15 protein-coding genes and 1 other annotated feature are annotated in these 14,235 nt (G+C 59.9%); of the genes, 11 read left to right on the top strand and 4 right to left on the bottom strand.

Translation table 11 applies throughout. From position 1 onward, the window contains the following. Positions 1-22: 22 nt before the first annotated feature. Together BSY240_RS09760 and BSY240_RS09755 are read right to left on the bottom strand one after the other, a co-directional pair. Positions 23-301, bottom strand: coding sequence for a hypothetical protein (locus BSY240_RS09760; RefSeq protein ID WP_069042174.1), 279 nt, complete (start codon positions 299-301; stop codon positions 23-25). Between the two features lie 138 nt (positions 302-439). Continuing rightward, complete coding sequence (locus tag BSY240_RS09755; RefSeq protein ID WP_069042173.1) at positions 440-649, bottom strand: cold-shock protein; 210 nt, start codon at positions 647-649, stop codon at positions 440-442. Positions 650-1,083: 434 nt separating this feature from the next. Further along, positions 1,084-1,135 (top strand) — a sequence feature (sul1 is cis-regulatory element that is thought to sense ions involved in sulfur or methionine metabolism; They are found in Alphaproteobacteria). A gap of 212 nt (positions 1,136-1,347) precedes the next feature. On the opposite strand from BSY240_RS09755, the gene BSY240_RS09750 reads away from it, so the two are divergent. From BSY240_RS09750 to BSY240_RS09740, 3 genes are all read left to right on the top strand, one after another. Then, positions 1,348-2,853, top strand: coding sequence for a SulP family inorganic anion transporter (locus tag BSY240_RS09750; RefSeq protein WP_069042172.1), 1,506 nt, complete (start codon positions 1,348-1,350; stop codon positions 2,851-2,853). A 13-nt stretch (positions 2,854-2,866) separates the two neighbouring features. Beyond that, positions 2,867-3,721, top strand: a complete 855-nt coding sequence (locus tag BSY240_RS09745; protein WP_069042171.1) for a universal stress protein — start codon at positions 2,867-2,869, stop codon at positions 3,719-3,721. 374 nt (positions 3,722-4,095) lie between these two features. Further along, positions 4,096-4,347: a hypothetical protein gene (locus BSY240_RS09740; RefSeq protein ID WP_069042170.1), complete on the top strand. Its 252-nt coding sequence runs from the start codon at positions 4,096-4,098 to the stop codon at positions 4,345-4,347. 126 nt (positions 4,348-4,473) lie between these two features. On the opposite strand, the gene BSY240_RS24130 is transcribed toward BSY240_RS09740, so the two are convergent. Beyond that, on the bottom strand, positions 4,474-4,656 hold the full coding sequence (locus tag BSY240_RS24130; protein WP_171901565.1) for a hypothetical protein: 183 nt from the start codon (positions 4,654-4,656) through the stop codon (positions 4,474-4,476). A gap of 14 nt (positions 4,657-4,670) precedes the next feature. Between BSY240_RS24130 and BSY240_RS09735 the strand changes: the two genes are divergently transcribed. The 3 genes from BSY240_RS09735 to BSY240_RS09725 all read left to right on the top strand — a co-directional run bounded on the left by BSY240_RS09735 (position 4,671) and on the right by BSY240_RS09725 (position 7,730). Continuing rightward, positions 4,671-5,621 carry a sensor histidine kinase gene (locus BSY240_RS09735; RefSeq protein ID WP_069042169.1) on the top strand — a complete coding sequence of 317 codons (951 nt, stop codon included), beginning with the start codon at positions 4,671-4,673 and terminating at the stop codon, positions 5,619-5,621. A 139-nt stretch (positions 5,622-5,760) separates the two neighbouring features. Then, positions 5,761-6,567 (top strand): transglutaminase-like domain-containing protein, encoded by an 807-nt coding sequence (locus BSY240_RS09730; RefSeq protein WP_069043925.1) that lies wholly within the window; start codon positions 5,761-5,763, stop codon positions 6,565-6,567. An 86-nt stretch (positions 6,568-6,653) separates the two neighbouring features. Beyond that, positions 6,654-7,730, top strand: a complete 1,077-nt coding sequence (locus tag BSY240_RS09725; RefSeq protein ID WP_069042168.1) for an AI-2E family transporter — start codon at positions 6,654-6,656, stop codon at positions 7,728-7,730. Positions 7,731-8,112: 382 nt separating this feature from the next. Here the strand turns inward: BSY240_RS09725 and BSY240_RS09720 are convergent, their stop codons facing one another. After that, a complete protein-coding gene (locus BSY240_RS09720; protein WP_236759364.1) occupies positions 8,113-8,493 on the bottom strand; it encodes a putative quinol monooxygenase in 381 nt (126 codons plus the stop codon). A gap of 65 nt (positions 8,494-8,558) precedes the next feature. On the opposite strand from BSY240_RS09720, the gene BSY240_RS09715 reads away from it, so the two are divergent. The 5 genes from BSY240_RS09715 (at position 8,559) to BSY240_RS09695 (ending at position 14,205) form a co-directional block, all read left to right on the top strand. Then, positions 8,559-9,575 (top strand): substrate-binding domain-containing protein, encoded by a 1,017-nt coding sequence (locus BSY240_RS09715; protein WP_069042166.1) that lies wholly within the window; start codon positions 8,559-8,561, stop codon positions 9,573-9,575. Between the two features lie 75 nt (positions 9,576-9,650). Then, positions 9,651-11,189 carry a sugar ABC transporter ATP-binding protein gene (locus BSY240_RS09710; RefSeq protein ID WP_069042165.1) on the top strand — a complete coding sequence of 513 codons (1,539 nt, stop codon included), beginning with the start codon at positions 9,651-9,653 and terminating at the stop codon, positions 11,187-11,189. A gap of 13 nt (positions 11,190-11,202) precedes the next feature. Next, entirely contained in the window at positions 11,203-12,204 is a 1,002-nt protein-coding gene (locus tag BSY240_RS09705) for an ABC transporter permease (protein WP_069042164.1), read from the top strand. A 32-nt stretch (positions 12,205-12,236) separates the two neighbouring features. Then, entirely contained in the window at positions 12,237-13,202 is a 966-nt protein-coding gene (locus tag BSY240_RS09700; protein WP_069042163.1) for a sugar-binding transcriptional regulator, read from the top strand. A 4-nt stretch (positions 13,203-13,206) separates the two neighbouring features. Further along, positions 13,207-14,205, top strand: a complete 999-nt coding sequence (locus tag BSY240_RS09695) for an aldo/keto reductase (protein ID WP_069043924.1) — start codon at positions 13,207-13,209, stop codon at positions 14,203-14,205. The last annotated feature ends 30 nt before the right edge of the window (positions 14,206-14,235 follow it).

Genomic DNA, 14,235 nt, shown 5'->3' with positions numbered 1-14,235 from the left:
GGGACCAAGTCGAGCTTCTGGATCAAACCTTGTCGTAGGTGAACGAGGTCAGAAGCGTTGTCACGAAATTGCTGGCCTTTTCCTTGACCAGGACTTCCGTCCACTCGTCGGTACCTCGAAGCACCAAGCCGCTGTAGATGCTGTCGACCGCTGTCTCCTCGATCCGCTTGACATGCGATCTGAATGCGGGCTCGTCACCAGACATGTACATATCGCGTACGACGACCCTCAGGATCTCTTGAATGGCGATCTGCCAGGCAGTGTTGATCGCCTGAAGTTCTGCTGCTGCTGTTTGTGTCATGAAGGCTCCCGTCTGCAGTCCGGTATCGGCTGCGAGTGAGGCATAAAAAAAGGCCAGGCAATTGCCTGACCTTCATTGGTCTCGCGCTCTCACCCTGCCAGTACATCCGTGGTCAGAGGAAAGCAGATCCCTGATATATCAGGCGGCCTGAAGGTTGCAGGCCGACATCTTGCCCGACTTATTGTCGCGCTCCATGTCGTAAGACAGCTTCTGGCCTTCGACGATTTCGCGCATGCCGGACCGTTCAACAGCCGAGATGTGAACGAATGCGTCTGGGCCGCCGTTGTCAGGCTGAATGAAGCCGAAGCCCTTGGTGGAATTGAACCATTTTACTGTGCCAGTGGTCATGATGAACCCTTTCGTAGCAATAGGAGAGACCCCCGCGCGATTGCGCAGCGGATGGTGATAGCGATGCTTTAAAGGGAGGGTTCGTTCAGGGCGCGGTGCCAAACGCGCGATAACCAAAGCTCAGCAGCAAAATATCGATCACTCCTTGTATGAGTGTTTCAGAAGGTTGTCAACCTTTGGTTTTGTCATTGCCGAGTTCAGTTTTAGGTGGTCCGGTGTCGGACCTCATTTCCGCTAAGCGCCTTCCCTTCGGTCATTCAATTCGTGATCCCTCGCTGCTGGATGCAGACCTACTGCTAATGGAGGCTTCCCTGTAGCCATCGAGCGAAACTAAGGCCAAGGCCCTACCTTCGACCCGTTCGCTGCGACATCAGCCTGGGCGAGGGATTTTTCACTTGCCCTTAGGCCTGTTTGCCGCAATATTGCCACCATCAACCGGACCCGCAAAGCGGGTGGCTTCTCCGGGCGCCTATCCCCCGGCAACCAGCTGACTCCTGCCCATATCTCTATCGATATCGCTGCAGCGAGTATTCCGATTGGACATCCCCAATGACCATGACGGCCTGATTGCGCCATAGAACCGACGTCGATCACCACGGCGCTCGCCGTGCTCATCATGCTCACATTCTGTGCGCGCGACGTCACGCATCCATTCACAATTGACCCGCCGCGCTGACGGACTCCCAAGCGTCGCCGGCATGGAGAACACACACTTGAATCGCGATTATATAGGAACCCTCAAAGCCGAATGGTTCGGCAACATCCGGGCAGATGTTCTGGCCGGGCTCGTGGTGGCACTCGCCCTCATCCCCGAAGCCATCGCCTTTTCGATCATCGCTGGCGTTGATCCGAAGATTGGCCTCTATGCCTCCTTCTCGATCGCTGTCCTTATCGCCTTTGTCGGCGGTCGTCCTGGCATGATCTCGGCCGCCACTGCCGCCACCGCAGTCCTCATGGTCACGCTGGTGCGCGACCATGGCCTCCAGTATCTCTTGGCGGCGACCGTCCTGGCGGGGCTGATCCAGATCGTCGCGGGTATTTTGAAACTCGGTTACGTCATGCGCTTCGTCTCGAAGTCCGTCATGACCGGCTTCGTTAACGCGCTCGCCATTTTGATCTTCATGGCGCAACTGCCGGAACTGATCGACGTGCCGATGCTCACCTATATCATGGTCGCCGCCGGTCTCGGGATCATCTATCTCTTCCCCTATGTCACCAAGGCTGTGCCGTCGCCGCTCGTCTGCATCGTGGTTCTCACGGCGCTCTCGCTCTGGTTCGGTTTCGACATCCGCACCGTTGGCGATATGGGCGAGCTGCCGTCGACCCTGCCGATCTTCCTGATCCCGCAGATCCCCTTCAATCTCGAAACGCTGATGATCATCCTGCCATATTCCATCGCTGTGGCAGCCGTGGGGCTTCTGGAATCGCTGATGACGGCTCAGATCGTCGATGATCTGACCGACACGCCGAGCGACAAGAACCGCGAATGCATCGGCCAGGGCATCGCCAACACGGCGACCGGCTTCATCGGCGGCATGGCCGGTTGCGCGATGATCGGCCAGTCGATCATCAACGTGAAGTCCGGCGGTCGCGGACGTCTATCGACCTTCTGCGCCGGCGTCTTCCTGCTTTTCCTGCTTCTTGTGTTGGGCGATCTCGTCAGTCAGATCCCGATGGCAGCACTCGTCGCCATCATGATCATGGTCTCGATCGGCACCTTCTCCTGGTCCTCGATCAAGAATCTGAGGGATCACCCGCGGTCGTCGTCGATCGTGATGATCGCGACCGTCATCGGTGTCGTCTACACCCACAACCTCGCCATCGGCGTGTTGATCGGTGTGCTGCTTTCGGCCGTCTTCTTCGCCTGGAAGATCTCGCAGATTTTCCGCGTTACTTCGGCTGTGTCGGCTGACGGCATGCATCGCACCTATACGGTCGAAGGGCAGGTGTTCTTTGCCTCCGTCGAGGACTTCAATAAGGCCTTCGACTTCAAGGAAGCCCTCGACAAGGTCACCATCGACGTCAGCCATGCCCATATCTGGGATATCTCCAGCGTCGCGGCCCTCGACATGATCGTGCTCAAGTTCCGTCGTGAAGGCGCGGATGTCGAAATCATTGGCCTCAATCAGGCAAGCGAGACCATCGTCGACAAGCTCGCCATCCATGACAAGCCCGGCGCCATGGAACGTCTGATGGGCCATTGAGGGAGGATCAAAAATGACAAGAATACTCGGATTGATCGACGGCTCGCCCTATGCCCAGAGCGTATGCGACTACATTGCCTGGATCGCAGGCAAAACCGACGTGACCGTCGAACTCCTCCACGTCATCGGCAGGCGGGATCTCGCCTCCGAGCCAGTCAACCTCAGCGGCAATATCGGGCTGGGTGCCCGCACGGCGCTTCTTGAAGAACTGGCAGAACTTGATGCGCAGCAGGCCAAGGTTGCCCACAAACGTGGACGTCTGTTGCTCGGCGAGGCAAAGGCCCGGCTCAACGATGCTGGCGTTGCCAATGTCGAGACGAAGCTGCGCAACGGTGATCTGGTCGAGACCGTGCTGGAATTCGAGGCCAATGCCGACATCATCGTTATCGGCAAGCGTGGGGAGGGTGCCGACTTTGCCAAGGGCCACCTCGGATCCAACCTTGAACGTGTCGTGCGCTCGACCCAAAAGGCGATCGTCATCGCCTCGCGCGCCTTCAAGCCGGTCGCCAAGCTGCTGATCGCCCATGACGGCGGCACCATGGCCATGAAAACGGTCAACCAGGTGTCCCGCAGCCCGATCCTTGACGGTCTCGGCTGCACGGTGGTGATGGCGGGTTCGGACACGAGCGAGAACCGCAAGAAGCTCGATGATGCTGCTGTGATCCTGAAGGCGGCGGGCTACGCCCCGGAAGTCGCACTCGTGCAGGGAGCGCCCGACAAGGTGATCTCGGAGATGGTGGAAAAGGAAGGCTTCGACCTCCTTGCCATGGGGGCCTACAGCCATTCCCGGCTGCGCTCCCTCTTCATCGGCTCGACGACGACGGAGATGATCCGCTCCTGCAAGGTGCCGGTCGTCATCTTCCGCTGAGATCAGGACGGGCGGGTAAAATGCCCGCCCTCTTGCCCGGAAGAAAACCATGAAAACGTTCGAGGATCCCGATATCGTCGAGGCGTTCAAGTGTCGTCTCGAACACGAGCTGATTGAGATGGTTCCGCTGATTGACGAAAGCCGCGAATATCGAGCTCCAGTCTAGCTGGATCAGCAGAGCGTGGGACGATTATCCCGCATGGACGCCATGCAGCAGCAACCCTGGCCGAGGATCTCAACCCTCGCCGCCGAACCCCGGTTGCCGGTAGCGCGTCAGAAACTGCTGCGTTACACAAGCACCGCTCATCCGTTTCGATCACGTTTCGTCAACGTGCAGGTCTTGCCTCGGGCGCATATCGTTTTGGAAAGTGCCAATGGTTCGCAGCTATTGCGATTTTGCCAGCGCCAACTGGCAGCAGCTGCTGTTCGGTGCGCTGTTGATGGCGCTTTCAAGCTTTGGCCAGACCTACTTCGTCTCTGTTTCCGGCTCCTATTTCCGCGCAGCGTTCAATCTGACCGATGGTGGTCTCGGTGCCACCTATGCAGCCGGAACCTTTGCCAGTGCGCTGAAGCTGACATCGGCAGGGCGACTGATCGACTATACGAGCGTTAGTCGGTTCACCTGACCTCTGCGGCCGAGGTACGCGCCACGCTCTCCCTGTGATCAATCCGTCGTGCCGAGATCCTGTATGCAAGCATCGCACGTCCTGCTCAGGGGATCCTCCGAGAGGATCATGAGATGCACCATATCATCAGGCCACAGGCGGGAGTTGATCGGCATCAAGACGGCTGAAATCGGCGGCGAACTTCTGTGCGAAGGTCGTCAAGCCCTTGGCAAACAACACATGTCGATTGTTATGGCCAAAGGGAACAACGAGGCGTAGTATTTCTTGGTGGCCGGGCCAGAAGTCAATTGCGATAGTCAGCCTTGCCATGGAGGGGATAGCCGATGCAGCAATTCGGGGACCCGAGTGACGCGAAAAGGCTCGCGCTCGCTATCGTTGAAAGCATACCGGAACCCCTCGTTGTGCTCGATAGTCATATGCGGCTGGTTGCAGCGAACGCTACCTTCTTCGAGACCTTCGAATTCGACAGGGATGTCGCCAAGATCGGACGCCGCACGCTCCTGATGTCGGCGCGAACCGTCGATTATGGCGGATCATTCGCCCCGAACACGCTGCTCGCGTTTCGCGACATCACTGAGGCAAGGCGAGCGGAAGCTGAGAAGCAGGCACTGCTGGAGCGCACGGAAGAATTGCTCGTCCAACAGCACGTTCTCTTTCAGGAAATGCAGCACAGGGTGGCCAACAGTCTGCAGATCATCGCCAGCATTCTGATGCTCAAGGCCTGCGCCGTGACGTCCGAGGAAAGCCGTCGCCATCTCGAAGACGCCCGCCAGCGCGTCATGTCGGTCGCATCGGTGCAGAACGACCTGCACTTGATGGATGGCGTCGACGAGATCGAAGTTTCGGCCTATCTGCAGAAGCTCTGTGACGGTTTGGCAAAGTCGATCATTCTGGATAGCCGGCCGATCTCAATTGATCTGCATGCCAGTGAAAGCACCCTCCCGTCACGCAACGCCGTGAGCATCGGCCTGATCGTGACCGAACTTATCATCAACGCCATAAAATATGCCTTCCCGGTGTCCACTGGGTCTGAACGGGTGCTCGTCAGCTACAAGACACGCGATACTGACTGGCGGCTGGTCGTCGCTGACTACGGTCTCGGTCGCAGCGTGACGGAAAAGCCGACTGAGTCCGGATCTGGTCTCGGATCTTTGATCATCGAGCCGCTCGCCAAGCAGCTCGACGCGCGGGTCGAGATTGCATCCAGCGACAAGGGCATGAGTGTCACCGTTGCCCATGCGACGTTCCACTCGAACACGAGTACCGCAGCCTGAGGCTTTTTCCGCTGGATGGCGGCGGGGTGACGCTGACAAGCGTCTCCATTTCGGGATCCGGGGATGGAGAGGAACGCCGCCGCGCGTCAACCGTTGCCATGAGTAGACTGGCTTGGCGAGATTTCAGAAAGACGATGGCATGAAGATCCGTGCAGGGTTTAACATCGAATACGCGTGTCAGAACGAGACTCCGATGCTGCTCGTCCTCAAAATTCACCCGTCGCGGGAACGGGATCTGTGCAGCGAAGAAAACCTCTCCTTCAGCCGCCCGATTTCCCAGCGCGATTATCTCGATGCTTACGGCAATGCCTGCAGCCGGATCGTGGCGCCTGCTGGCCGAACGATGATCTCGGCCCAATTCGATGTGAGCGACAGCGGCCTGTTGGAAGCCCTGCCCGAACAGGCCGTTCAGCTTCCAATTCAGGACTTGCCCGACGATGTCCTGGTTTTCCTGCTGGGGAGCCGTTACTGCGACACGGACCGTCTGGCCGATTTTGCCTGGAAGCAGTTTTCCGAAACGCCTTTGGGCTGGCCGCGGGTGAAGGCCATCTTGGACTTCGTCCATGGCCATCTTGTCTTCGATTATGACAGGGCCGACCCGACCCGCACTGCTCATGGCGGTTTCATGGACCGGACAGGCGTCTGCCGCGATTTCGCGCATCTCACCATCACGCTCTGCCGATGCCTCAACATCCCAGCCCGCTATTGCACCGGTTATCTCGGTGATATCGGCGTGCCGAAGGATCCGCATCCCATGGATTTCAGTGCCTGGTGCGAAGTCTATCTCGGCGGTCGCTGGTGGACCGTCGATGCGCGCCACAATGTCCCGCGTATCGGGCGCATCCTCATGGCGAGGGGGCGTGATGCCACGGATGTCGCGCTCTCGACAGCCTTTGGGCCAGCAACGCTGACGCATTTCGAAGTCGTCACGGAAGAAGTTGACTGACGGCCATCAGGCACCTGGCGCGATGGACGAAGACCTCGAACCATCGCCATGGGCGCGAGACCGAGCCGACAAAGGAAGGTGCCCAAATGACCATTCAGCGAGCAAGCTTCTACGTGCTGCTTTTCATCATAACGATTGCCTTCGTGTGGCTTCTCATTCCCTATTACACAGCGGTGTTGTGGGCCGTCATCCTGGCGATCCTTTTCTTCCCGGTCCATAAGCGGCTGGAGCGGTGGCTGGGTGGTCGCGCAACCGTGGCGGCATTGCTGACGCTGCTTCTTTGCATCTGCCTCGTCATCCTGCCGGCTCTCGGCATCCTTGCATCCCTCATTCAAGAAGGGACGAGCCTTTACCAGCGCATCAGCAGCAATGAAATTGACCTGAACGCCCATCTTCTGCGTTTGCAGGCGGTGCTTCCGGAGTTTGTGGGCACCTGGCTGACTTCGCTGAAGCTTGATGGCTTTGCCGAGTTGTGGGCACAGCTCTCGTCCGGCCTGATGGAGGCAGGCCAGTCAATTGCAGGCGGAGTACTGAGCTTTGGTCAGAACACGCTGCAATTCTTCATAGGCATGGGGCTGATGCTCTACCTTTTGTTCTTCCTGTTTCGGGATGGCGCATCCCTTGCAAAGACCTTGCGCCACTCGATTCCGCTCAGCGACGACTACACCCGGCAGTTCGTCGACAAATTCGCGGCGGTTGTCCGTGCCACGGTCCGTGGCAATGTAATCATCGCGATAGTCCAAGGTGTCATCGGCGGATTAACCTTCTGGGCCCTGGGCATAGAGGCGGCCCTCCTTTGGGGCGTTGTGATGACGTTTCTCTCGATGCTCCCGGCCATTGGCGCCGCGATCGTCTGGTTGCCGGCCGCTATCTGGCTTTTCCTCATTGGTGCCTGGATCAAGGGGATCGTCATGGTCGCGGTCGGCGCTCTCGTTATCGGTCTGATCGACAACCTTCTGCGTCCTCCCTTGGTCGGGCAGGGCGCGAGACTGCCGGACTATGTCGTCCTCATTTCGACCGTCGGTGGAATCTCGCTCTTTGGCCTGAGCGGTTTCGTTATCGGGCCACTCATTGCGGCGCTGTTCATTTCGGCATGGTCACTGTTCACGCTACAACAACAGAAACCGGCATCGGCTTCGGTCAGGTCCGGCATGGAGGGTTAAGCGAAAGGTCGCGCGTGCCGATTTCGGCTTGGGCATCAGTTTTGGGCATCAGGTCGCCGACGACGCCAAAACGGGATCCGGGATGACGGAAAAACTTAGGAATCAGGGCTTTTGGGGGGAATTGGCTGGGGATCCTCGATTCTCCCATGATTTCTGAGGCTTGGAGAAATTTCCTTTGATTTTCCTATGGTTTTCCTGCCGCGAGCGACCGTGGATGCCATCTTTGCGCCTCGGCTTTGGGTTGACGTCAACATGACGGGAGAGCGGCAATTATATCCGCGTCTGACCCATCATGTGCTTCCGTGATTCTATTGTCGTTGCAAGACCTGAAACTCTCACGCTTTCGAAGGCTAATGCTGCAGTCACCCGGTGACGTGCCGCATCAGACCGGGGCATAACGCTCGATCGTCAACGTCAGCGATGCCGTGGCCTCCTTGAATCGCCGGAAGTGGTCCGATGCCCTGTGGGTCGCAAGCGCCGCTCCGTTTTCAAATTCTTCGAGGACCAGAAAACCACCGGCATGCTCGCAGCACTGCAGAATGTCGAACATTCGGTTTCCGGGTTCTTCGCGGCTCAAGCGCTGCAGATCCTGAAGGGCACTCAGCAGGCTATCTGCCTCCAGAGGTGCACAGGTCATCCGCAGATGCACGCCAATCGACCGTCGCTGTTGGTTCATGTGATCCCCCTGCGTGAAATAAATTTCAGAAACAAAAATATTATGCAGACGTGATTGACGCAAGCCCTTCGCCGCGATATTGATCACGTCATGCAATAAATTGCTTAAGGCGATTTTTATTGCAGTTGATCACCATCTCTGGGAGGGGAAAAATGCTGAAGTCTCTGAAGGCCGCCACCGCCATCGGCCTGATTGCCGCCGCCGCCGCCATTGCCGGGGCCGTCGCGCCGGCCAACGCCGAAGGAAAGTTTGCCTGCGAGCCGGGCGAAACCTATGTCATGAACGTCATGGTCTCCGGCCATCCCTATTGGGTCCCGGTCTTCGAAGGCTTCAAGCAGGCGGCCAAGGCGCTGGGCTGCGAGGCTGCCTTTACCGGTACGCCGGAATACGACATCACCAAGCAGATCGCCTCTTTCGAGCAGGAAGTGGTGAAGAAGCCGAAGGGCATCCTGCTGCATCCGATGCAGTCGGATCCGTTCATCGAGCCGATCAACCGGGCCATCGACTCCGGCATCTCGGTCACGACCTTTGCGGCAGACTCGCCGATGTCCAAGCGCACTGCCTATATCACCTCCGACAATGTCGCCGAGGCGAAGTTTGCAGCCGAAGAAATCGTCAAGGCGCTCGGCGGCAAGGGCGAATATGCGGTTCTCGAAAATCCGGGCCAGAGCAACCACGACCTGCGGGTGACCGCACTCATCGACTACATGGAGCGAACCCATCCGGACATGAAGCTGGTCGGGCGCCAGGCGACCAACCAGGATTCCAACGCGGCCTATCAGGCGGTCTCCGCCATGCTGCAGGCCAATCCGAACCTCGGTGCTCTCTGGATCCCCGAAGCGGGTTCGGCAGAAGGCGCGGTTGCCTCCGTGCTCGAAGCCAAGAAGAAGGTCCTGATCCTGCACGCCGACATCACGCCCACCACGCTCGAGCACATCAAGCAGGGCAATATCCACATGTCGATCAATCCGAACCAGGGCATCCAGGGCTTCATGGGCTTCATGAATACCTTCCTCGGCGCCCATCCGGAACTGATCGACCCGTTCAACGACTACAAGGTGTCGGGCTTCAACCCGATGCAGGTTCCGTCGATGGACAATGGCTTTGCGGTCATCACCAAGGCGAACGCCGCATCCTTCGACCTCAACGAATACATGAAGGGGCGCTGAGCGCCGACCTGCATGACCCCGGCGGCGCGTCGCGCGGCGCCGGGGAAGTCGAAGTGATGGAAGGGGAGGGGTGTCATGGCGGAGGTCGTCCTCAGCATGACGGATGTGCACAAGTCGTTCGGACCGGTCCAGGCCCTGCGTGGCGCCGAACTGGAACTGCGTCGGGGCGAAATCCATGCGCTGGCCGGCGAAAACGGTGCGGGCAAGTCGACGCTGATGCATATCATCGACGGCATCCTGCAGCCCGACCGTGGCGAGATCCGTCTCGACGGCGCTCCCGTTCGCATCGCTTCGCCGAATGCCGCCAACCGGCTCGGCATCGGCTTCGTCCACCAGGAAATCGCCCTTTGCCCGGAGATCTCCGTCGCCGAAAACATGTTCATGGCGGAGACCGGCCGCAGCCGGACCCTTTTGATGGATTACCGCGCACTGGTCGTCCGCGCCGGCGAGATCCTCAAGGAAATCGGCGATATCGATCCGAGGCGCCGTGCTGGCGATCTCTCGATTTCGCAGCAACAGATCGTCGAGATCGCCAAGGCGCTGACGCTCGACTGCCGCATTCTGATCCTCGACGAGCCGACGGCGGCCCTCACCGAAACCGAAGCGCAGACGCTGTTCAAGATCATGCGTCGCCTCGCCGATCGCGGCATCGCGATCATCTACATTTCCCACCGCATGGCGGAGATCTTCCAGCATTGCGACCGGATCACCATCATGCGCGACGGCTGCCACATCAAGACGGCGGAAATCGCGGCGATCACCCCGCAGGATGTCGTCAACAGCATGGTCGGGCGCGTGCTCGACAAGCTCTATCCGCCCAAGCAGGCGCCGGATGCAAAGTCCGACGATGTTATTCTCTCGGTGCGCAATCTGACCGAAGGGCGAAGGGTCTCCAACGTCAGCTTCGACTTACGCAAGGGCGAGATCCTCGGCCTGGCCGGCCTGATCGGGGCGGGGCGCAGCGAGATTGTGCGCGCCATCTGCCGGCTGGAAGGCAAGGCCGAGGGCGAGGTGGTGCTGAAGGGCCGGAAACTTTCTCTCCGCGACTATCGCGACAGCATTCGCGAGGGGCTGGTCTATGTCTCCGAGGACCGCAAGGGCGACGGCCTGTTTCTCAACATGTCCATCGCCAGCAATGTCTCGGCGCTTGATCTCAAGCGTGTGGCCAATCCCTTCGGCCTGATCAGCCGCCGGCAGGAAACGACACGCGCCGAGCACTACGGGACGCGGCTGAAGCTGCGCTCCAACGGGGTGGGCGACGCCGTCAACACGCTGAGCGGCGGCAACCAGCAGAAGGTCGCGCTTGCCAGAATGCTGTCGGTCGAGCCTGAGGTCGTGTTCCTCGACGAACCGACCCGTGGTGTCGATGTCGGCGCCAAGGCGGAAATCCATCGCCAGATCAGGGACCTCGCCAATGAGGGCGTTGGTGTCGTCGTCATATCCTCGGAACTCCCCGAGCTCATCGGGGTGAGCGACCGTGTGCTGGTGGTCCGCGAGGGGCGCATTACCGGAGAGGTCACCGGTGCCGAGATGACCGAAGAACGGATCATGCAGCTTGCATCGATCAGCAGTCAGTTGACCCAGGGCGATGCGTCGCCCCACGGCGAAGCATGAGGGAGTGGGACAAATGGTAACGATCGAAACACAGCATCACGCAGGCTCGGCCGCCGAGCGCCGCGCACAGTGGTGGACACCTGCGATCAAGGCGCGCGAGACAGGCCTGATCGTCATCATCCTGACGTTGTTCACGGTGATGTCCTTCATCTCACCCTACTTCCTGACGGTGGATAATCTCCGGGCCATGTCCATGGCCTTCGCGGTCGAGAGCATCGTGGTGGTCGGTATGACGATCCTCTTGATCTCGGGCGGCATCGACCTGTCGGTCGGCTCGGTTACGGCGCTGGCCATGGTGGTCGCCGGCTGGCTCTTCCTGAACGGGATCGATCCCTGGGCCGCTGCCGCCTTTGCCATCGCTGTCACCACCTGCATCGGCATGTTCATGGGCTTTCTGACCACCGTGGTCGGCCTGCACCATTTCATCGTCTCGCTCGGCGTCATGGTGATTGCCCGCGGCATCTGCCTGCTGGCGACGGGTGGTCGACCGCTCGGGCTCTTCTCCCTGCCGCCGGAGTTCAAGTTCATCGGCCAGGGCGCTGTCTACGGCATCCCGCTAGTCATCATCATCTTCGTGGTCGTCGTGGTGTCCTTCGACTTCCTGCTGCGCCGGACAACGGCCTTCCGCAAGGTCTTCTACACCGGCAGCAATCCCAAGGCGGCCGCCTATTCCGGCATCCGCGTCGGCCGCGTCGTCTTCGCCACCACCACGCTCTGCTCTGCGCTTTGCGGTGTGGCTGGCGTCATCTACATGGCCCGCTTCGGCTCCGCCCAGCCCAGTTTCGGCGTCGGCATGGAACTGAACGTGATCGCCGCTGCCGTCATCGGTGGCGCCAGCCTCTCGGGCGGTGCCGGCACCATCTTCGGTGCGATCCTCGGCGCGGTCCTGCTTTCGGTGGTTTCCAGCTCGCTCGCCTTGCTCAATGTGTCGGTTTACTGGCAGGACATCATCAAGGGAAGCATTCTGCTCACCGCCGTGCTGTTCGACCACTACCTGGTCAAGCGCCGCCGCTGAGCAGCCGGGAAGCAACGAGGAGATGACGCGTCATGGTGGACAACAGGGATGAATTCGATCAGCAGCGCCAGATGTATTCGGTCCTCGTCCTGCATTTCATCGAGGGTGTGAAGCAGTCGGAGATCGCCGAGAAGCTCAACCTCTCGCATACGAAGGTGAACCGTATGATTGCCGCTGGCCGCAAGGCAGGCATGGTCAAGATCAGCATCTCCAGCCCCTATCAGCGGCTGGTCGATATGGAAAACGACGTCACGCAGCGCTTTGGCCTGAAGCAGTCTGTGGTCACGCCCACCGTATCGGATAATCCCGAGACGACGCTGCAGATGGTCGGACGAGTCGCGGCCAACCATCTCCTCGAAACGCTTCGCGACGGCGACGTCATCGCCATCACCGGCGGCAAGGCGGTGAGTGCCGTGGTCGAAAACCTCGAGGCCGAGCGCCGTTTCGATGTCCGTGTCGTGCCGCTGACCGGCGGCGTGCAGGGAAAGCATTATACCGACGTCAACCACCTGGCGACGCAACTGGCCGACAAGCTTGGAGGCACCGCGCAGCTCGTCCATGCCCCGCTGTTTGCCGAGGACGATAAGCAGCGCGACCTTCTGATGAATGTCGCCTCGATCCGCGAGGTCTTCGATCTGGCACGCCAGGCGACCGTGGCCCTTGTCGGTATCGGCTCCGTCCAGGCACCAGGCTCCGGCTATTACGACCTGTTGCCGGATCCGGCACGTGGCGGCCAGGCGCTTGTTGACGCGGGCATTGCCGGGGAATTTCTGGCGCATCTGATCAAGGCGGACGGTTCGCTCGCCGAGATCGATCTCAATTCGCGGGTCGTCGCACTCGACCCGGCAGACCTTGCCAACTGCCCGACCATCATCGGCGTCGCGGCAGGCAGCCTGAAGGCGGGCCCGGTGGCAGCAACCCTTGCCGGACGGTTTTTGACCTCGCTCGTGGTGGACGAAGAAATCGCCCGGGCACTCGATACACATGGGGAAGGATGATCCGGTGACGGACCAAGGCATACTCAACAGGCCCATCGGCCAAAGTGGCATCAAGGCATCGGCAGTCGGGCTCGGAACCTGGGCCATCGGCGGCTGGATGTGGGGCGGCACCGACGAAAAGCAATCGATCGACGCTATCAGGGCCTCGGTGGATGCCGGCGTCTCGCTCATTGATACCGCACCCGCCTATGGCATGGGGCTGGCTGAAACGATCGTCGGCAAGGCGATTGCAGGCCAGCGCGACAAGGTCGTGCTCGTTTCCAAATGCGGTCTCGTCTGGCATGTCGGCGAGGGGACCTACTTCTTCGAGCAGGCCGGCAAGCCGGTACACCGCTATCTCGGGCCGTCCTCCATCCGCTACGAAGTCGAACAAAGCCTGCGCCGTTTGGGCACCGACTATATCGACCACTATGTCACCCATTGGCAGGATGCGACGACGCCGATTGCCGAGACGGTCGGGGAACTGCTTCGCCTGAAGGACGAGGGCAAGATCCGCTCGATCGGCGCGAGCAATGTCTCAGAGGCAGATCTGGCCGCCTATCTCGCAACCGGTGCGCTCGACGCGATCCAGGAGGAATACTCCATGGTGAAACGCGATATCGAGACGAGCTTCGTTCCGACCTGTCTCGACAACGGGGTTTCCATTCTCAGCTATTCGTCGCTGGCGCTCGGCCTGCTCTCGGGCAAGATCGGTCCCGAGCGCATCTTTGCCGACGATGACCAGCGGCATGGCAATCCGCGCTTCAGCCTCGGCAATCGGGAGAAGGTCGCTCGACTGATGCATGTGATCCGCTCGATCGCTGACCAGCACGAGGCATCGGTTGCCCAGGTGGTCATCGCCTGGACGCTCGCCCAGCCGGGCATCACCTTCTCGCTGTGCGGTGCGCGCGACCCCACCCAGGCGATCGAGAATGCCGGTGCCGCACGCTTGCGCCTGACCGAACACGAACTGTCGACCATCACGGCCGGCATTAGAGACCATCTGGTCGAACTCGACCGGTAACCCTCACAGACCACAACAGAGAATTGGGAC

Origin of the sequence: Agrobacterium sp. RAC06 (assembly GCF_001713475.1) — a bacterium.
Classification (GTDB): Bacteria; Pseudomonadota; Alphaproteobacteria; order Rhizobiales; family Rhizobiaceae; genus Allorhizobium.
The sequence above is the reverse complement of the archived record's forward strand: the minus strand, read 5'-3'. Positions and strand labels throughout refer to the sequence as shown.